The sequence below is a fragment of the Burkholderia sp. KCJ3K979 genome, assembly GCF_016759955.1.
Taxonomy (GTDB): Bacteria; Pseudomonadota; Gammaproteobacteria; order Burkholderiales; family Burkholderiaceae; genus Burkholderia; species Burkholderia orbicola.
Genome location: NZ_JACFYV010000049.1, coordinates 20,180 through 39,407 on the forward strand (window position 1 = coordinate 20,180; position 19,228 = coordinate 39,407).

At 68.5% G+C, this 19,228-nt stretch carries 17 protein-coding genes; 15 read left to right on the forward strand and 2 right to left on the reverse strand.

Going from position 1 to position 19,228, the window contains the following annotated elements; all coding sequences use genetic code 11:
• Positions 1-25: 25 nt before the first annotated feature.
• The 3 genes from H3O04_RS13750 to H3O04_RS13760 are packed head-to-tail and all read left to right on the forward strand — an operon-like array spanning position 26 to position 2,685.
• Complete coding sequence (locus H3O04_RS13750; protein WP_105798384.1) at positions 26-1,138, forward strand: COX15/CtaA family protein; 1,113 nt, start codon at positions 26-28, stop codon at positions 1,136-1,138.
• An 8-nt stretch (positions 1,139-1,146) separates the two neighbouring features.
• Positions 1,147-2,049 carry a heme o synthase gene (gene cyoE / locus H3O04_RS13755; protein ID WP_006477738.1) on the forward strand — a complete coding sequence of 301 codons (903 nt, stop codon included), beginning with the start codon at positions 1,147-1,149 and terminating at the stop codon, positions 2,047-2,049.
• Positions 2,050-2,067: 18 nt separating this feature from the next.
• On the forward strand, positions 2,068-2,685 hold the full coding sequence (locus H3O04_RS13760; protein WP_006477739.1) for an SCO family protein: 618 nt from the start codon (positions 2,068-2,070) through the stop codon (positions 2,683-2,685).
• 162 nt (positions 2,686-2,847) lie between these two features.
• On the opposite strand, the gene H3O04_RS13765 is transcribed toward H3O04_RS13760, so the two are convergent.
• The gene (locus H3O04_RS13765; RefSeq protein ID WP_006477740.1) at positions 2,848-3,138 is read right to left on the reverse strand and encodes a YciI family protein; all 291 of its coding nucleotides are present in this window, start codon (positions 3,136-3,138) and stop codon (positions 2,848-2,850) included.
• A 227-nt stretch (positions 3,139-3,365) separates the two neighbouring features.
• On the opposite strand from H3O04_RS13765, the gene H3O04_RS13770 reads away from it, so the two are divergent.
• Positions 3,366-5,003, forward strand: coding sequence for a methyl-accepting chemotaxis protein (locus H3O04_RS13770; protein ID WP_202587890.1), 1,638 nt, complete (start codon positions 3,366-3,368; stop codon positions 5,001-5,003).
• Positions 5,004-5,214: 211 nt separating this feature from the next.
• Positions 5,215-6,030: a MetQ/NlpA family ABC transporter substrate-binding protein gene (locus H3O04_RS13775; RefSeq protein WP_006477742.1), complete on the forward strand. Its 816-nt coding sequence runs from the start codon at positions 5,215-5,217 to the stop codon at positions 6,028-6,030.
• Between the two features lie 79 nt (positions 6,031-6,109).
• On the opposite strand, the gene H3O04_RS13780 is transcribed toward H3O04_RS13775, so the two are convergent.
• A complete protein-coding gene (locus tag H3O04_RS13780) occupies positions 6,110-6,418 on the reverse strand; it encodes a VF_A0006 family four-cysteine protein (RefSeq protein ID WP_200161475.1) in 309 nt (102 codons plus the stop codon).
• A 333-nt stretch (positions 6,419-6,751) separates the two neighbouring features.
• Here H3O04_RS13780 and H3O04_RS13785 point away from each other — a divergent pair, with 333 nt between their 5' ends.
• The 10 genes from H3O04_RS13785 to H3O04_RS13830 form a co-directional block, all read left to right on the forward strand.
• Entirely contained in the window at positions 6,752-7,717 is a 966-nt protein-coding gene (locus H3O04_RS13785; protein WP_200161474.1) for an ABC transporter substrate-binding protein, read from the forward strand.
• Between the two features lie 139 nt (positions 7,718-7,856).
• Positions 7,857-8,753 carry an ABC transporter permease gene (locus H3O04_RS13790; protein ID WP_011546267.1) on the forward strand — a complete coding sequence of 299 codons (897 nt, stop codon included), beginning with the start codon at positions 7,857-7,859 and terminating at the stop codon, positions 8,751-8,753.
• A gap of 1 nt (position 8,754) precedes the next feature.
• On the forward strand, positions 8,755-9,549 hold the full coding sequence (locus H3O04_RS13795) for an ABC transporter ATP-binding protein (protein WP_006477746.1): 795 nt from the start codon (positions 8,755-8,757) through the stop codon (positions 9,547-9,549).
• A gap of 166 nt (positions 9,550-9,715) precedes the next feature.
• The gene (gene imuA, locus H3O04_RS13800) at positions 9,716-10,423 is read left to right on the forward strand and encodes a translesion DNA synthesis-associated protein ImuA (RefSeq protein WP_125380963.1); all 708 of its coding nucleotides are present in this window, start codon (positions 9,716-9,718) and stop codon (positions 10,421-10,423) included.
• The gene (locus H3O04_RS13805; RefSeq protein WP_011694410.1) at positions 10,356-11,852 is read left to right on the forward strand and encodes a Y-family DNA polymerase; all 1,497 of its coding nucleotides are present in this window, start codon (positions 10,356-10,358) and stop codon (positions 11,850-11,852) included. Before imuA ends, H3O04_RS13805 begins: the two co-directional genes overlap by 68 nt.
• Before the next feature lie 6 nt (positions 11,853-11,858).
• Positions 11,859-15,074, forward strand: coding sequence for an error-prone DNA polymerase (locus H3O04_RS13810; protein WP_078041057.1), 3,216 nt, complete (start codon positions 11,859-11,861; stop codon positions 15,072-15,074).
• Positions 15,075-15,386: 312 nt separating this feature from the next.
• The gene (locus H3O04_RS13815) at positions 15,387-16,121 is read left to right on the forward strand and encodes a GntR family transcriptional regulator (protein ID WP_011546263.1); all 735 of its coding nucleotides are present in this window, start codon (positions 15,387-15,389) and stop codon (positions 16,119-16,121) included.
• Positions 16,122-16,243: 122 nt separating this feature from the next.
• Positions 16,244-17,347: an N-acetylglucosamine-6-phosphate deacetylase gene (gene nagA / locus H3O04_RS13820; protein WP_027812018.1), complete on the forward strand. Its 1,104-nt coding sequence runs from the start codon at positions 16,244-16,246 to the stop codon at positions 17,345-17,347.
• On the forward strand, positions 17,340-18,371 hold the full coding sequence (locus tag H3O04_RS13825; protein ID WP_027806744.1) for an SIS domain-containing protein: 1,032 nt from the start codon (positions 17,340-17,342) through the stop codon (positions 18,369-18,371). Before nagA ends, H3O04_RS13825 begins: the two co-directional genes overlap by 8 nt.
• A gap of 15 nt (positions 18,372-18,386) precedes the next feature.
• On the forward strand, positions 18,387-19,228 hold an 842-nt coding region (locus tag H3O04_RS13830), incomplete at its 3' end, for a PTS sugar transporter subunit IIA (RefSeq protein WP_202587891.1).

Sequence of the window (19,228 nt, forward strand, 5' to 3'; positions counted from 1 at the left end):
GGCGAGAGAACGAGGCACCATTCCGATGTCGTATCTACTGCAACTCGGCCTGATCGGCTTGTGCATCGCGCTGCTGCCGCTGTCGTACGTGTGGGTGAAGGCCGACGACGACAAGTTCCGCAAGCTCGTGTGGATCACCACGTTCCTGACGCTCGACCTCGTGATGTTCGGCGGCTTCACGCGGCTGACCGACTCGGGCCTCGGCTGCCCCGACTGGCCCGGCTGCTACGGCACGTCGTCGCCGTTCATCGCGCACGCCGCGATCACGGCCGCGCACCAGGCGATGCCGACCGGGCCGGTCAGCATGACGAAGGCGTGGATCGAGATGATCCACCGCTATTTCGCGATGGCGATCGGCGTGCTGATCATCGCGCAGACGGTGATCGCATGGGCCGCGCGGCTGCGCCGCCGCCCGCTGCACGTGTCGCCGTGGTGGCCGACGAGCCTGCTGCTGCTGATCCTCGTGCAGGGCGCGTTCGGCGCATGGACGGTCACGATGAAGCTGCAACCGGTGATCGTCACGATCCACCTGCTGCTCGGCCTCACGCTGCTCGGCACGCTGGGCTGGCTCGCGGCGCGGCAGACGCCGCTGCCGTCGTACGATCCCGAGGCCGGGCGTTACCGTGCGGCCGCGCTCGCGGCGCTCGTGCTGCTGGTCGTGCAGATCGCGCTCGGCGGCTGGGTGAGCACCAACTACGCGGTGCTCGCGTGCACCGACTTCCCGACCTGCAACGGCCAGTGGATTCCGCCGATGGACTTCCAGCACGGCTTCCACCTGTGGCGCGCGCTCGGAATGACGAAGGACGGCGACGCGATCACGCAGGACGCGCTGGTCGCGATCCACTGGACGCACCGCACGTTCGCGTTCGTCGTGGTCGCGTATCTGGTCGCGTTCGCGCTGAAGATGCGCCGCTTCGACTCGCTGCGGCGGCCCGCGAACGGCGTGCTGCTGGTCGTCCTGCTGCAGTTCGTGACGGGCCTGACCAACATCGTGCTGCAGTGGCCGCTGCCCGTCGCCGTCGCGCACAACGGCGGGGCCGCGGTCCTGCTGCTGCTCGTCGTCATGTTAAACTTTCGCATCCTTTCAAGCCGCCCCGGCCGTGTCGCGCAGCCTGCGCGCGACGCCGCCCCGGCGTGACCGTCCCCATGCAAAGCACCCTCTCCCAATCGCCCGGTAGCCGCTTTTCCCAGTACATGGCGCTGACGAAGCCGCGTGTCACGCAGCTCGCGGTGTTCTGCGCGGTGATCGGCATGTTCCTCGCGACGCCGGGCATGGTGCCGTGGCATGTGCTGATCGGCGGCACCGTCGGCATCTGGCTGCTGGCCGGCGCCGCGTTCGCGATCAACTGTCTCGTCGAACAGAAGATCGACGCGATGATGCGCCGCACCGCGTGGCGTCCGTCCGCGCGCGGCGAGATCACGACGCCGCAGATCCTGCTGTTCTCGGCCGTGCTCGGCAGCGTCGGCGCATGGACGCTCTATACGTTCACGAACCCGCTGACGATGTGGCTGACGATCGCAACGTTCGTCGGCTACGCGGTGATCTACACGCTGCTGCTCAAGCCGATGACGCCGCAGAACATCGTGATCGGCGGCGCGTCGGGCGCGATGCCGCCGGCGCTCGGCTGGGCCGCCGTCACCGGCGCGGTGCCGGGCGACGCGTGGATCCTCGTGCTGATCATCTTCGTCTGGACGCCGCCGCATTTCTGGGTGCTCGCGCTGTATCGCCGCAAGGATTACGAGAACGCCGGGCTGCCGATGCTTCCCGTCACGCACGGCGAGAAGTTCACGCGGCTGCACATCCTGCTGTACACGGTGATCCTGTTCGCGGTCACGCTGATGCCGTTCATTTCCGGGATGAGCGGGGCCGTCTACCTGACGAGCGCGGTGCTGCTCGGCGCGGTGTTCCTCGCGTATGCGTGGAAGATCCATCGCGACTATTCGGACGAACTCGCCCGCAAGGCCTTCCGCTATTCGATCGTCTATCTGTCGCTGCTGTTTGCCGCGCTGCTCGTCGATCACTATGCACGCCCGCTGCTCGGCGTGTAACCGCACGGTTTGAACGCAATGCTTCCATCACGGTTCGGGCGCCGCGCGCGCCAAGGCTGGATGCTCGCGTGCGCATTCACGGCAGCGCTGCTGCTCGCCGGATGCGACAACGCGCCGAAATTCCAGAATCTCGACATCACCGGCAACACGCAGTTCGGCAGCGACTTCTCGCTGCCCGATACGACCGGCAAGGTCCGCACGCTCGCCGACTTCAAGGGCCGTGCCGTCGTGATGTTCTTCGGCTATACGCATTGCCCGGACGTGTGCCCGACCACGATGGCCGAATTGTCCGAAGCGCTGAAGCAGCTCGGCCCCGACGCCGCGAAGCGCGTGCAGGTGCTGTTCGTCACCGTCGATCCGGAACGCGACACGCCGGCGCTGCTCGGCCAGTACGTGCCCGCGTTCGATCCGTCGTTCATCGGGCTGCGGCCGGCCGACGAAGCGGCGCTGAAGAAGGTCACGAAGGATTTCCGCGTGTACTACGCGAAGGTGCCCGGCAAGACGCCCGGCAGTTACACGATGGATCACACGGCCGCGAGCTACGTGTTCGACCGCGACGGCAAGCTGCGCCTGTTCGTGCGCGACGGTCAGGGCCCGGCTCCGTGGGTCCACGACCTGAAGCTGCTGGTCGACTGACCGGCACGCCGGGCGCCCGGCCCGGCGTTGCGCGTGACGGCCGCTTTCGCGCCGTCGCGTTTTCCCGCTCTCGTTGTCGTGCGCATGCGCTGCCCGCCGGGCGGCGCGTCGGCATGCGCGCGTACTGCGCACGTATTGCGCACGTATTGCGCGGACGCCGCGTTACGGCAGCGCCGGCACGTTGAAGCCCGACGCGGCGCGCGTGATCCGGAATTCCGTCACGCGATAGGTGGCGAGCCCCTCGGTGACGAACGGGTCGGTTTCGAGGATCGCGTCGAGTTCGTCGCGATCGATGCGGGCCGCGAGGATCACGCCGCCTTCGCGCGGCACCTTCGGCCCCGCCGCGATGAAGATGCCCTTGTCGAACTGCGGCTGCAGGTACGCGCGGTGGCGTTCGAGCGCGTCGTCGATGCGCTCGAGCGACGCGGTGTAGTGGATGTCGATGACGTACATGGATGGCCCTGGAATGATGCCGGCGCCTTGTGCGCCGGTCAGCCGGTCTTTTTAGCACAGCGGATGCGGGCTGTCGCGCCGGCGGGCGGTGCGTTTGTCGATCTCCGGTTCGCCGGGTTCGCGTGTATTCAAGATGTAAGCCTCGTTGCCGTAAATAAAAGAGCAACCGTTTGCGCGCGGCAGGCCGTTCGCGCGCCGGATGCATCGACATCGACAGAGGCACGCAGATGAGCAGAATGAGTTTGAACCGCAAGCTGTGGCTCGCGCTTGCGCTGGTATGGATCGGTCTTCTGGGCGTCGGCGCATGGAGCGCCTACGAGACGCGCGCGACGATGCTCGCCGAACGCAAGGCCGGCATCGCGAATCTCGTCGACTCGGCGGCGGGCATCGTGAAGGCCTATCACGCGCTCGCGCAGAACGGCACGCTGCCCGAGGCCGACGCGAAGCGCGACGCGCTCGCGCGCCTGGCCGCGATGCGCTACGGCGATTCGGGCTATGTGTTCGTGATGGATTCGAAGCCGGTCGTGCTGATGCATCCGACGCTGCCGAAGCTCGTCGACACGCAGGTCGGCGACTATCTCGATCCGGACGGCAAGCCGCTGTTCGTGACGATCCTGAACGCCGCGAAGGCAACCGGCAGCGGATTCGCCGAATATCGCGGGCGCTTGCCGCACAGCGAGACGGCCGTGCCGAAGATCAGCTACGTCACGCGGTTCGCGCCGTGGGACTGGAACATCTCGAGCGGCGTGTTCCTGAAGGACATCGACACCGTCTACTACCGGACGCTGCTCGGCCACCTGGCCGTGGTGTTCGTGATCGGCTTCGTGATCAGCGCGGCGATGCTGGTGATCATCCGCAACGTGCGCGGCAGCCTCGGCGGCGAGCCGGACGAAGCGGCCGCGCTCGCGGCGCGCATCGCGCAGGGCGACCTCACGCTGCCGGTGCCGGTGCGCGCGGGCGACCGCACGAGCATGATGGCCGCGATGCACGACATGCAGGCGCGGCTGCAGGCGACGATCGGCGGGATTCGCCAGTCGGCCGAAGCGATCGCGTCGGCGAGCCGCCAGATCTCGGCCGGCAACGACGACCTGTCGCAGCGCACCGAGGAGCAGGCCGCGTCGCTCGAGGAAACGGCCGCGAGCATGGAGCAGCTGACCGCGACGGTGAAGCAGAACGCCGACAACGCGCGGCAGGCGAGCGGGCTCGCGAACAACGCGTCGGACATCGCGCGCACCGGCAGCGACGTCGTGAACCGCGTGATCGGCACGATGGGCGAGATCGACGACAGTTCGCGCAAGATCGCCGACATCATCGGCGTGATCGAGGGCATCGCATTCCAGACCAACATCCTCGCGCTGAACGCGGCGGTCGAGGCCGCCCGTGCGGGCGAGCAGGGGCGCGGCTTCGCGGTGGTCGCGGGCGAGGTGCGTTCGCTCGCGCAGCGCAGCGCGACGGCCGCGAAGGAGATTCGCGAGCTGATCGTCGATTCGGTCGAGCGCGTGCGCAACGGCTCGACGCTGGTCGGCCAGGCCGGCACGACGATGGGCGAGATCCTGCAGGCGGTCGCGCGCGTGACCGACATCATGGGCGAGATCGCGGCCGCGTCCGAGGAGCAGGCGAGCGGCATCACGCAGGTCGGGCGCGCGGTCACGCAGATGGACCAGGTGACGCAGCAGAACGCGGCGCTGGTCGAGGAAGCCGCGGCGGCGGCCGCGTCGCTGCAGGAGCAGGCCGTACGGCTGCGCGACGCGGTCGGCGCGTTCCGGGTCGGCAATACCGCCGGCGCGTCGCCGCGCGGAGCCGGCGCGCGGGCAGCCGAGCCGGCCTTCGGCAAGCAGACGGCCGACGAGGCGGTGGCGGCGTGACGCGGTCGGTCGACGGACCGATGCGTTGAGTGAGAAATGCAACTAACGGCCGAGTCGACACGTCGGCCGCCAGCACTGCGCTGGTGCATACCCATATGAGCGGGATGTATTTCACTTCCCGCCGATCCTGTGACACCATTTGGCCCTTCCTGCGAGTCCGGGCATACCCGTATCGCGCCCCATTTCAAGTAAGCAAGCAAGCGAGAAACAGATGAAGCGTCGCAGTCTCCTGAAGGTATTTTCCGTGCTGGCCACCGGTGCCGCGCTGACACTGTCGGCCGGCGCGCACGCCGAAGACAAGGTGATCAAGGTCGGCACGGTCGCCGGCCCGGATTCGGAAGTCTGGCAAGTCGTGCAGAAGGTCGCGAAAGAGAAGGAAGGCCTGAACGTGAAGGTCATCGAGTTCAACGACTACGTGCAGCCGAACGCGGCGCTCGATTCGGGCGACCTCGATGCGAACAGCTTCCAGCACCAGCCCTACCTCGACAGCCAGGTGAAGCAGCGCGGCTACAAGATCGTCAGCGCGGGCCTGACCTACATCTCGCCGATCGGCGTGTACTCGAAGAAGTTCAAGTCGCTGAAGGATCTGCCGCAGGGCGCGAAGCTCGCGGTGCCGAACGATCCGTCGAACGAAAACCGCGCGCTGCTGCTGTTGCAGACGCAAGGCGTGATCAAGCTGAAGGCGGGCGCCGGCACGGGCGGCAACAACGCGACGGTGCTCGACATCGCCGAGAACCCGAAGAAGCTGAAGATCTCCGAACTCGACGCCGCGCAACTGCCGCGCGTGCTGTCGGACGTCGACGCGGCCGTGATCAACACCAACTACGCGCTGGCCGCGAACCTGCAGCCGACCAAGGACGCGATCGCGCTCGAGGCGCTGACCAGCCCGTACGCGAACCTGATCGCCGTGCGCGCGAAGGACAAGGATCAGCCGTGGGTGAAGAAGCTGGTCAAGGCGTACCAGTCGCCGGAAGTGAAGGAATTCATCAAGAAGCAGTTCAAGGGCTCGATGGTCGCGTCGTTCTGAACGCCGCTCACCGGTCGGACCGCTGAACGAACAGGGCCTGCATCGCGCAGGCCCTTTTTCATTGGCGCGGCAGGTGCGCCTACATCTCGCCGCGCCGCGAGCAGATCGACATGATCTGCTGGATCGCGTAGTTGTCGCGCACGCCGGGCAGCGACTGCACGACGCACTCGTGAAAGCGCCGCTCGCGCGGCAGCAGCATCGCGTTGTTGCGGTACAGCGCGTCGCACGAGCGCTGGATCAACTGGGCCGCCGCGCCGTTGCGGCTTTCGCGCAGCGCATTGAGCATGCAGTCGTCGTATGGCGCGCTGCCGTCGGTCAGCGCGAACGCCGCGCCCGGCAGCGCCAGCGCGACGGCGGCGAACGCGATGGCTCGGATACCCCGTTTCATCTGCCCTCCGATGGAGTGGATTGGGTCGGCCGACAGCATAGCGTAAAGCCATGAGCACGGCTGATGCGTTGGCCGACGCGCGCCGGAGCCGCCACCGGCGGGGCTTTGGACGCCTTCGCGGGGCCTCGGCGAGGGCGGCGTCCGGCGGGCCGCGTGAAAGCGTGGAGTCAGGCGGTGGTCTGCGGAAATGGTATCCTCGTGCGTTCGCCGCTGCATGCTTTCCCGGAGCATGCGCGGGCCGATCGCCCGCGTTTCGTACGCACGGGCGGCGCCCGCCCGACGGCGGCGGGAATCCATCATCCAGAACCGACACAATACGGGGGAGACATACCCATGAAGCAATTCAAGACTTTCGCGATCCGTTCGATCACGGCCGGCGTCGCCGCACTCGTGCTGGCCGGCGCCGCGCATGCCCAGACCGTCAAGGTGCTGTCGATCGTCGACCATCCGGCGCTCGATGCGATCCGCGACGGCGTGCGCGCCGAACTGAAGGCGGAAGGTTACGGCGACGACAAGCTCAAGTGGGAATACCAGAGCGCGCAGGGCAACACGGGCACGGCCGCGCAGATCGCGCGCAAGTTCGTCGGCGACAAGCCAGACGTGATCGTCGCGATCGCGACGCCGGCCGCGCAGTCGGTCGTCGCCGCAACGAAGAGCGTGCCGGTCGTCTACTCGGGCGTGACCGACCCGGTCGCCGCGCAGCTCGTGAAGGGCTGGGGCCCGTCGGGCACCAACGTGACGGGCGTGTCCGACAAGCTGCCGCTCGATCGCCAGGTCGCGCTGATCAAGCGCGTCGTGCCGAATGCGAAGACGGTCGGCATGGTCTACAACCCGGGCGAGGCGAATTCGGTCGTCGTCGTGAAGGAGCTCAAGGAGATCCTCGCGAAGCAGGGGATGACGCTGAAGGAAGCGGCCGCGCCGCGTACCGTCGACATCGGCCCGGCCGCGAAGAGCCTGATCGGCAAGGTCGACGTGATCTACACGAATACCGACAACAACGTCGTGTCCGCGTACGAAGCGCTCGTGAAGGTCGCGAACGAAGCGAAGATCCCGCTCGTCGCGGGCGATACCGACAGCGTGAAGCGCGGCGGCATCGCGGCGCTCGGCATCAACTACGGCGACCTCGGCCGCCAGACGGGCAAGGTCGTCGCGCGCATCCTGAAGGGCGAGAAGCCGGGCGCGATCGCGTCGGAGACGAGCAGCAACCTCGAGCTGTTCGTCAATACGGGCGCGGCCGCGAAGCAGGGCGTCACGCTGTCGCCAGATCTCGTCAAGGAAGCGAAGACGGTCATCAAGTAAGCCGCGGCCCGACTGCCGCGCTGGCAGGCCCGATCCGGGTCTCGACGACATCGCCGGACGGGCGGCCTCCACCCGGGGCCGCCCGTTCGCTTCGCCCGGCCGTACACGTCCGGCCGGGAAGCAACAGGATTTCCCCATCATGTCTCTGTTCTCGTTTCTGGGCGCACTGGAGATCGGCCTGATCTTCAGCCTCGTCGCCCTCGGGGTGCTGATCTCGTTTCGCATCCTCAACTTCCCCGACCTCACCGTCGACGGCAGCTTTCCGCTCGGCGGCGCTGTCGCCGCGACGCTGATCTCGGCCGGCCATGACCCGTTCACGTCGACCGTGATCGCGATCGTCGCGGGCGCGCTGGCCGGCTTCGTCACCGGCTGGCTGAACGTGCGCCTGAAGATCATGGATCTGCTCGCCAGTATCCTGATGATGATCGCGCTCTACTCGGTGAACCTGCGGATCATGGGCCGGCCGAACGTGCCGCTGATCACGGAGCCGACGCTCTTCACCGTGCTGCAGCCCGACTGGATGCCCGATTACGTGCTGCGCCCGGCGCTGCTCGCGATCGTCGTCGTGGTCGCGAAGCTCGGCCTCGACTGGTTCTTCTCGTCGCAGCTCGGCCTCGCGATGCGCGCGACCGGCGCGAACCCGCGGATGGCGCGTGCGCAAGGCATCGCGACCGGCCGTGCGACGCTCGCCGGGATGGCGTTGTCGAACGCGCTCGTCGCGCTCGCGGGCGCCCTGTTCGCGCAGACGCAGGGCGGCTCGGACATCTCGATGGGGATCGGCACGATCGTGATCGGGCTGGCCGCGGTGATCATCGGCGAGACGCTGCTGCCCGCGCGCCGGCTGGTGCTGACGACGCTCGCCGTCGTGCTCGGCGCGATCGTCTACCGCTTCTTCATCGCGCTCGCGCTGAACAGCGAATTCATCGGCCTGAAGGCGCAGGACCTGAACCTCGTGACGGCCGCGCTCGTCACGATCGCGCTGGTGCTGCCGGCGACGCGCAAGAAGCTGTTCGCGCGCAAGAACGGAGGGGCATGACATGCTGTCCGCACACGATCTCAAACTCACGTTCAATCCCGGCACGCCGATCGAGACGCGCGCGCTGCGCGGGCTGTCGCTCGAGATTCCCGACGGCCAGTTCGTCGCGGTGATCGGCTCGAACGGCGCCGGCAAGTCGACCTTCCTCAATGCGGTCAGCGGCGACCAGCGTGTCGATGCGGGGCGCATCGCGATCGACGGCACGGACGTCACGCGCAAGGCCGCGTGGGATCGCGCGCACCTCGTCGCGCGCGTGTTCCAGGACCCGATGGCCGGCACCTGCGAGGCGCTGACGATCGAGGAGAACATGGCGCTCGCGATGGCGCGCGGCACGCGGCGCGGTTTTCGCGCGGCGCTCGACCGGCCGTCGCGCGAGCTGTTCCGCGACAAGCTGCGGCTGCTGAACCTCGGGCTGGAAAACCGGTTGACCGACCGGATCGGGCTGCTGTCGGGCGGCCAGCGGCAGGCGGTGAGCCTGCTGATGGCGTCGCTGCGGCCGTCGCGAATCCTGCTGCTCGACGAGCACACGGCCGCGCTCGACCCGAAGACGGCCGCGTTCGTGCTGGAGCTGACCGCGCGCATCGTCGCCGAGAGCAAGCTGACGACGATGATGGTCACGCACAGCATGCGGCAGGCGCTCGACTACGGCGACCGCACGGTGATGCTGCACCAGGGGCAGGTCGTGCTCGACGTGTCGGGCGAGGCGCGTCGCGGGCTCGACGTGCCGGACCTGCTGCAGATGTTCGAGAAGGTGCGGCACGAGCAGCTCGACGACGACGCGCTGCTGCTCGGCTGACGGGCCGCTGACCACTGACCAACGGCCGACGGGCCGGCGCGCCGTGGCATGACGGGCGCGCCGGCTTCTCCCTGATTTCTTCCGACGAAAACCGGTTCTACACCGGTGCTGTGCGGCGCGGACGCATTGCCATATACTGTATATCCATACAGTTGTGGGTGGCGTCATGCTCGCATCCTCCATTGCTCCCGAATCCCTTCATCCGTCCCTTTGGCGCGGCTCGCAGCTCGCGCGCGGCGGTCCGCGCACGATCGACACGGGCTTCGCGCCGCTGTCGGCCGAGCTGCCGGGTGGCGGCTGGCCGGTCGGCGGCCTCGTCGAACTGCTGGCCGCGCAGCCGGGCTGCGGCGAGATGCGGCTGCTCGCGCCCGCGCTCGCCCGCAGCGTCAGCGCGCGGCGGCCGCTCGCGCTCGTCGCGCCGCCGCAGTCGCCGCATGCCACCGCGCTCGCCAGTCTCGGCGTGCCGGCCGATACGCTGCTGTGGCTGCGCGCCGGTAGCCGCACCGATGCACTGTGGGCCGCCGAGCAGGCGCTCAAGACCGGCTGTTGCGGCGCGCTGCTGCTCTGGCAGGACGCGCGGCCCGATGCGCTGCGGCGCCTGCATCTCGCGGCCGCGCGCACCGGCGACACGCTGTTCGTGATGCTGCGTCCGCTGTCGGCCGCGCGGCAGCCGTCGCCGGCCGTGCTGCGCGTCGCGCTGTATCCGGTGCCGGGCGGCGTGTCGCTCGACATCATCAAGCGTCGCGGGCCCGCGCGCAGCGAGCCGCTCGTGCTCGATTTGCCGTCGCCCATCGTGGAGAGCCGCTATGCGCGTCTTGCTCGGCATCCATCTGCCGCGCCTGCCGCTCGACGTGTGCGCCCCGCCGCCGTCTGACGCGGCGGCCGGCGAGGCCAGCGAGGCAGGCTGCGCGGTGCTCGAGCAGGGGGTCGTGCTGATCGCCGATGCGGCCGCGCGCCGGCAGGGCGTGCGCGCGGGCATGAAGCGCGGCGGCGTGCTCACGCTCGCGCCGGACACGCTGCTCGTCGACCGCGATCCCGCCCGCGAAGCCGATGCGCTGCGCGCGGTCGCGCTCGCGTTGCTGCGCTTCTCGCCGTGCGTCGCGCTCGGCGACGAAGCCACGCTGATCGTCGACGTCGGCCCGAGCCTGCGGCTGTTCGGCGGGCTGCCGTCGCTGTGCCGACAGGTGCGTGCGACGCTCGCGGCGCTCGGCTACGCGGCGCGCCTGTCCGCCGCGCCGACCGGGTGCGGCGCGTGGCTGCTCGCGCGCACGTCGGCGCGGGCACGCATCCGGCGCCGTGTCGCGCGCCAGGGCTCGCTCGTCCGCACGCTCGATCGGTTGCCGTGCGTGCTGCTGCCCGATGCGCGTCCGTATGCGGGCTGGTTCGACGGCCTCGGCTGCCGCACGCTCGCCGATCTGCGCCGGCTGCCGCGCGCGGGGCTGCAGCGGCGCTGCGGTCCCGCGCTGCTGGCCGCGCTCGATCGGGCGTACGGCGAAGCGGTCGAGCCGCTCGCATGGATGGCGGTGCCGCCCGTGTTCGACGTGCGGCTCGAATTGCCGGAGCGCGTCGAATACGCGGAAGCCGTGCTGTTCGCCGCGCGGCGGCTCGTCGTGCAGCTGTGCGGCTGGCTGGCCGCGCGGCAACTGTCGCTGGCCGCGATGACCTTCGATCTCGAGCACGAGCGCGGCCGTCAGGCCGTGCCGCCGACCCCGCTCGAGCTCGCGTTCGCGGCGCCCGTGCGCGACGAAGCGCATTTCATGCGGCTGCTGGGCGAGCGGCTCGCGCGCGTCGAGTTGCCGGCCGCGGTGATCGCGGTGCGGCTGAAGGCCACGCGCGTCGAATCGGTCGCGCCGCCGGCCGACGATCTTTTTCCCGAGCCGGGCGGTACGCGGGAAACCCGCGAGCGGTTGTTCGAGTTGCTGGTCGCGCGGCTCGGCGCGGAGAACGTGCTGCGCGCGGCGCCTGTCGCCGATTACCGGCCCGAAGCTGCGAATCGTTGGCTACCGCTCGATGCGCAGGCCGGCAAGCCCGCTGCTGTTTCACCCGCCGCGCCGCCGCGTCCCGCGTGGCTGCTGGCCGAGCCGCTGCCGTTGCTGATGCGCGGCGAGCGGCCGGTATTTCATACGCCGCTCCGGATGATGTCGTCGGCCGAGCGGATCGAAGCCGGGTGGTTCGACGGGCAGCTCGTTGCACGCGATTACCACGTCGCGCAGGACGAAGAGGGTGCGTGCTATTGGGTGTTCAGGGAGCGGACGAGCAGTCAGGCTGCGCCGCGCTGGTTCCTGCACGGCCTGTTCGGGTGAACGAAGATGGTTGCGGAATTCAGCTTGCTGCCCGATTACGCGGAGTTGTTCTGCCGCTCGAATTTTTCGTTCCTGCATGGCGCATCGCATGCGGAGGAACTGGTCGAGCGTGCGGTGAAACTCGGCTATCGCGGGATCGCGATCACCGACGAATGCTCGCTCGCCGGCGCGCCGCGCATGCATGTCGCCGCTAAAGAGGAAGGGCTGTCGCTCGTCATCGGTTCGTATTTCGACGTCACGCCGGATGAAGTCGCACCCGGCCACGACCCGGGCCCCGGTGCGTTCGGGCTCGTGTTGCTCGCGCAGAACCGCGAAGGGTACGGCAATCTGTCCGAGCTGATTTCATGGCGGCGGATGGAGGCTCCGAAGGGGACGTACAAGCTGACGTCGCGGATGCTGTCGGCGCCGCCGGCGAAGTTTGCACACCTGCGCGGGATGCCCGACTGCTTCGCGATTCTCGTGCCGACGTATCCGGTGCGGGCGGACGTGCTCGATGCGCAGGTCGCGTGGTTTCGCGCGACGTTCGGCGAGCGTGCGCGGGTCGGGCTCGTGCAGTTGCAGCGCGCGCTCGACGGCGTGCAGCGCGACGAGATTCGTGCGGCCGGCAAACGGCGCGGCGTGCGACTCGTCGCGCTCGGCGACGTGACGATGCACGTGCGCTCGTGCAAGCCGCTGCAGGACGTGATGACGGCGATTCGTGTCGGGATGCCGGTGGCCGAGTGCGGCTATGCGCTCGCGCCGAATGCGGAGCAGCATCTGCGTTCGCGCGGGCGGATCGCGAAGTTGTTTTCGGCGGAAGAGATCGCGGAAACGTGTGCGATGCTCGATGCGTGCGATTTCGATCTCGACGATTTGAAGTATGAATATCCACTCGAACTCGTGCCGCGCGGACACACGCCGACCAGTTACTTGAAGCAGGAGACGTGGGCAGGTGTTGCTCGACGCTATTGGAATGGTGTGCCGGAGAAGGTGGCAAAGCAGATCCGGTACGAACTTGCCCTGATCGCGAAACTGGAATACGAGCCGTTCTTCCTGACCGTCTACGACATCGTCAAATACGCGCGCAGTCAGAACATCTTGTGCCAAGGGCGGGGTTCGGCCGCGAACTCGGTGGTCTGTTACTGCCTCGGCATCACCGAAGTGAATCCCGATCAGAGCACGATGCTGTTCGAGCGCTTCATCAGCGAGAAGCGAGGCGAGCCGCCGGATATCGACGTCGACTTCGAGCATCAGCGCCGCGAAGAGGTGATCCAGCACATCTACGAAAAATACGGCAAGGATCGCGCCGCGCTTGCCGCCGCCGTCTCGACGTATCGCCCGCGCGGCGTGCTGCGTGAAACCGGCAAGGCGCTCGGTGTCGATCCGATGCTGGTCGACCGCGTCGCGAAGGGCCATCGCTGGTTCGACGGCAGCCGCGATCTGCTGCAGCAATTCGCGTCGACCGGGCTCGATCCGGCGACGCCGATCATTCAGACATGGGCCGAACTGGCGGGGCGCCTGCTCAACTTTCCGCGCCACCTGTCGCAGCATTCGGGCGGCTTCGTGATCAGCCGCGGCAAGCTCACGCGGCTCGTGCCGGTCGAAAATGCGGCGATGGACGGGCGGCGCGTGATCCAGTGGGACAAGGACGATCTCGAAGCGCTCGGGCTGATGAAGGTCGACGTGCTCGCGCTCGGCATGCTGTCGGCGCTGCATCGCGCGTTCGACCTGCGCACTGCGTGGCGCGGACCAGCGAAGGACGGCAAGCCATTCACGCTGAAACACATTCCGCAGGATGACAAGGCAACCTACGACATGATCTGCCGTGCCGATACCGTCGGCGTGTTCCAGATCGAATCGCGCGCGCAGATGTCGATGCTGCCGCGGTTGAGGCCGCGCAACTACTACGATCTCGTCGTCCAGGTGTCGATCGTGCGGCCCGGTCCGATTCAAGGCGGCGCGGTGCATCCGTATTTGAAGCGGCGCAGGATCGTGGCCGGAGAAGAGAAGGGGGAGGTCACGTATCCGAGCGACGCGCTCAAGGAAGTGCTCGTTCGCACGCTGGGTGTGCCGATCTTCCAGGAGCAGGTGATGCAGATCGCGATCGTCGCGGCCGGTTTTACACCCGGCGAAGCGGATGACTTGCGCCGCGCGATGGCCGCGTGGAAACGCAAGGGCAATCTCGAGAAATATCAGGACAAGATCATCAGCGGGATGCTCGAACGCAACTACACGCGCGAATTCGCCGAACAGATCTTCGAGCAGATCAAGGGCTTCGGCGAATACGGTTTCCCGGAAAGCCACGCCGCCAGCTTCGCGAAACTCGCGTACGCGAGCAGCTGGCTCAAATGCCACGAACCCGCGATCTTCCTCGCCGCGCTGCTGAACAGCCAGCCGATGGGGTTCTACCCGCCGTCGCAGCTCGTGCAGGACGCGAAGCGTCATCGCGTGAAGGTGCTGCCGATCGACGTCACGCAAAGCGGTTGGGAAGCGTCGCTCGAAGCACTGCCCGACCAGCCGCCCCCACATGGTCAACCGGCCGTGCGGCTCGGCCTGTCGCTCGTGCGCGGCCTGAGCGAAGCCGCCGCGCGGCGCATCGAGGCCGCTCGCACCGCCGGCCCGTTCGATAGCATCGACAGCCTTGCCCGCCGCGCGCAGCTCGAACGCCGCGATCTCGAGGCGCTCGCCGCGGCGAACGCGCTCGCGACGCTCGCCGGCCATCGCCGCGATGCGCTGTGGCAGGCCGTCGCCGCGGCGCCGGAGCGCGACCTGCTCGCCGCCGCGCCGATCGACGAGGCGGAGCAGCCCGCGCTCGGCGCGCCGTCGGAAGCCGACGACATCCTCGCCGACTATCACACCACCGGCCTCACGCTGAACCGCCACCCGGTCGCGTTGCTGCGGCCGGCGCTGCGCGCGCAGCGGCTGTCGTCCGCGGCCGAGTTGCGCGACCGTCCCGACGGCCGGCTCGCACGCGCATGCGGACTCGTGATCGCGCGACAGATGCCGGGCACCGCGAAGGGCGTGATGTTCATGACGCTCGAGGACGAAACGGGCTGCGTGAACGTGATCGTCCGGCCCGAACTGCTCGCGCGGCAGCGCCGCGAAACGCTCGATTCGCGGCTGCTTGCGGCGTCCGGCGTGTGGCAGGTCGTGAGCGACGTGCGGCACCTCGTCGCGCAGCATTTCGAGGATCTGACGCCGCTGCTCGGCGGCCTGCGCACGTCGAGCCGCGAATTCCACTGATCCGTGCGTCGCACCGGCGCTCTGTCGTCGATGCATACCAGTCAGTCAAATTGGTTCTATTCTGGTCTCATATTCGTGCCGGAAACCCGGCCGGTCCCCGCACTGGAACTGTCCCTTTGCATACCACTTCGGGTAAATCCCTATCCCGCGCCGCGTTGTAAACAAAGGCTTTGCCGGCACTAAAACGCTTGCCGCGCAAGGCTTTCGGCGATTTCCGCGGCACTAATACCAGTTCGTTGACTGGTATTATGGTGGTTATATAATGCGTTCACTTTCGACGGTCACGGATCGTCGTCCGACACCCGGAGGCACATGGAAACCGGCTGGTCCGAACTGGCGCCCGACCCCCTCGACGACACGCCGCTCTATTTGCAGCTCGCCCGCAATCTGGCGAGCGCGATCCACGCCGGCGCGTGGCGGGCCGGCGAGGCGCTGCCGTCGGAGCGGCTGCTGTCGGGGTCGGTCGGCGTGTCGCGAATCACCGCGCGTCGTGCGCTCGCGCTGCTGGTCGAGCAGGGCCTGATCAAGCGAGCGCGCGGCGCGGGCAGCTTCATCACGCCGCGCGTCGCCGATCCGCTGTCGCGGCTCGTCGGCTTCACCGCGAAGATGCAGCAGCGCGGCTTCGTGCCCGATTCGGTGTGGCTGTCGCGCACGCTGCGCGCCGCGAGCCGTGACGAGCTCACGCATCTCGGCCTCGCGCCCGGCGCGACGGTGGCGCGGCTCGAACGGCTGCGCCGCGCGGACGGCATCGTGATGGCCATCGAGCATTCGACGCTGCCGGCCGCGGTGGTGCCCGATCCGCAGGCGCTCGGCGCGTCGCTGTACGAATACCTCGATACGCGCGGCATGACCGTCGTGCGCGCGCTGCAGCACTTTCGCGCGGCGAATGCCACGCACGCGATCGCGAAATGGATGGCGGTGAAGCCGGGCTCGGCATTGCTGGTGATCACGCGCGTCGGCTACGGCGCCGACCAGCGTGCGATCGAAGTGACCGAAACGTATTGCCGCGACGACTACTACGACTTCGTCGCCGAACTGAAACGCTGACGCGCGAGACTGCCCGCGCATCCCGCGCGATCGCGATGGAACGCAATCGCGCGCAATGAATCGCAACGGATTGGCACATCACGACGCGGACGCTCGCGTCACCCGATCATCAAGAGAACGTCATGCTGACTGGCAACATCCTCACCCCCGACGGCTGGATTCACGGTTCGCTCGATAGCGAGAACGGCCGCATCACCACGCTCGACGGCACGCCCGTCGATCCCGCGACGAACGACGCGCCGTACATCCTGCCCGGCTTCATCGACCTGCACGTGCATGGCGGCGGCGGCGCCGACGTGATGGAAGGCGGCGACGCGATCGAGACGATCGTCCGCACGCACGCGCAATTCGGCACGACGAGCCTGCTCGCGACGACGATGACCGCGCCGCGCGACGAGCTGATGGAAGTCGTCGCGAACCTCGGCACCGTCGCGCGGAACCGCACGCCGGGCGGCGCGCGCGTGCTGGGCGTGCATCTCGAAGGCCCGTACATCAACCCGGGCAAGCTCGGCGCGCAGCCCGACGCGGCCGTGTCGGCCGTGCTCGACGAGGTGCTGAAGTACCTGTCGATCGCGCCGATCCGCGTCGTCACGCTTGCGCCGGAAATCGCGGGCCACATCGAGATCATCGGCGAGATGGCCGCGCGCGGCGTACGCGTGCAGCTCGGCCACTCGCTCGCGACCTATGACGATGCGGTCGCCGCGCTCAAGCACGGCGCATGCGGTTTCACGCACCTGTTCAACGCGATGTCGCCGCTGCATCACCGCAACCCGGGCCTCGTCGGCGCGGCGCTCGCGCACGCCGAATACGCGGAAATCATCCCTGACCTGCTGCACGTCCACCCGGGTGCGATCCGGGCGGCGCTGCGCGCGATTCCGCGCCTGTACGTCGTGACCGACAGCACGTCCGCCACCGGCATGCCCGACGGTGAATACCGACTCGGCAGCCAGCACGTGACGAAGTGCCTCGGCGGCGTGCGGCTCGCCGACGGCACGCTCGCCGGCAGCACGCTGACGATGGACCAGGCGCTGCGCAACCTCGTGTCGCTCGGCCTGCCGATCGCCGACGTGTCGAACCGGATGTCGCGCTACGCGGCCGACTACCTCGGCGTCGCAGATCGCGGCCGCCTCGAGCGCGGCGCCTGGGCCGACCTCGCGGTGTTCGATCGCGACCTGAACCTCACCGCGACCTATGTCGAAGGAGAATCGATTGTCGAATATGCTTAAGGAAGCGCGCGAGTCCGCCCAGGTCGTCGCCGCGCAACTCGCCGACACCACGCGCGTCGAAGCGCTCGCCGGCCAATTGCTCGATCACCCGCCGGCCGTCGCGTTGACGGTCGCGCGCGGCAGCTCGGATCACGCCGCCAGCTATTTCGCGAGCCTGACGATGAGCCGCCTCGGCGTGCCGGTCGCGTCGCTGCCGATGTCGGTCGCGACGCTGCAGCAGGCGCCGCTGAAGGTGCAGGACCAGCTCGCGCTCGCGTTCTCCCAGTCGGGCAAGAGCCCCGATCTCGTCAACACGATGGCCGCGCTGCGCGAAGCCGGCGCGCGTACCGTCGCCGCCGTGAACGTGCTGCCGTCGCCGCTCGCCGATGCGTGCGAACACCAGTTGCCGCTGCTGGCCGGCCCCGAACTGTCGGTTGCCGCGACCAAGAGCTATATCGCGATGCTGTCGCTGTCCGCGCAGATCGTCGCGTACTGGCAGCGCGACGCCGCGCTGATCACCGCATTGCGCGGCCTGCCCGACGTGCTCGCGCAGGCCGGCCGGCTCGACTGGTCGCCGGCCGTCGCGGCGCTCGCGGGCGTCGAACGGATGATCGTCATCGGCCGCGGCCTGGGCCTCGCGATCGCGCAGGAAGCCGCGCTGAAGCTGAAGGAAACGTCCGGCATCCAGGCCGAGGCGTTCTCGAGCGCCGAAGTCCGTCACGGCCCGATGGAACTCATCGACCGCGACTATCCGCTGCTCGTGTTCGCGCCGCCCGGGCCCGAGCAGGCCGGCCTGCTGCAGCTCGCCGCCGACATGCGCGCACGCGGCGCCGCCGTGCTGCTCGCGGCGCCCGCCGGCACGCCCGGCGTATCGACGCCCGGCGTATCGGGCACCGTGCTGCCGCTCGCGCAGTCCGCCCATTCGGCGCTCGACCCGATCGCCGCCATTCTTTCGTTCTACGTGATGGCGGCGGATCTCGCCGTCGCACGCGGGCGCAATCCCGACACGCCGCGCCACCTGAACAAAGTCACCGAAACGCATTGATAGCCGAGAAAGCCGATGAGACGCGCCGAGGAATCCCAGTTGAAGAGCCCCAACCACGATCAGATCGTTCTGCTTAGCCCGTTGACGGGGCCGATCGTCGCACTGGCCGACGTGCCCGATCCGGTGTTCTCCGGCGGGATGTTCGGCGACGGCATCGGCATCGACCCGCTCGCGGGCAAGCTCGTCGCGCCGTGCGCGGGCGTCGTGTCGCATCTCGCGCGCACCGGTCACGCGGTGACGATCACGACACCGCAAGGCGCGGAAGTGCTGTTGCACATCGGCATCGACACCGTCGAGCTGAACGGGCAGGGCTTCATCGCGCACGTCGAAGCCGGCGCCCGCGTCGAAGCGGGCGCGCTGTTGATCGAGTTCGACCAGGACGCGGTGGCGCGAAACGCGCATTCGCTCGTGTCGGTGATCGCGATCGCGAATTCCGACGCGTTCGAAGTGGTCGAGCGCGCGAGCGGTTTCGCGACCGCCGGCGAGACGCCGCTGCTCGCGCTGCGCGGCAAGGGCGAAGCCGCCGCGCAGGCAGCGCAGGCCGGTGCGGCCGCGCACAACGAAGTGCGTCGCGAGATCGTGCTCGCGCAGCCGGGTGGCCTGCATGCGCGGCCGGCCGCGCGGGCGCGTGAAGCCGCGCGCGGCTTCGACGCGACCGTCGACGTGCTGTTCGACGGCCGCAAGGCGTCGATCGCGAGCGTCGTCGGCCTGCTCGGCCTCGGCGCCGGCGAAGGCGCGACGGTCGAGCTGGTCGGCCGCGGCGCGCATGCGCAACAGGCCGTCGATGCGGTCGAGCGCGAGTTGCTGCGCGAAGCGCACGGCGAAGTGGAAGAAAAGCCGGCGCGGCTGAAATCGCC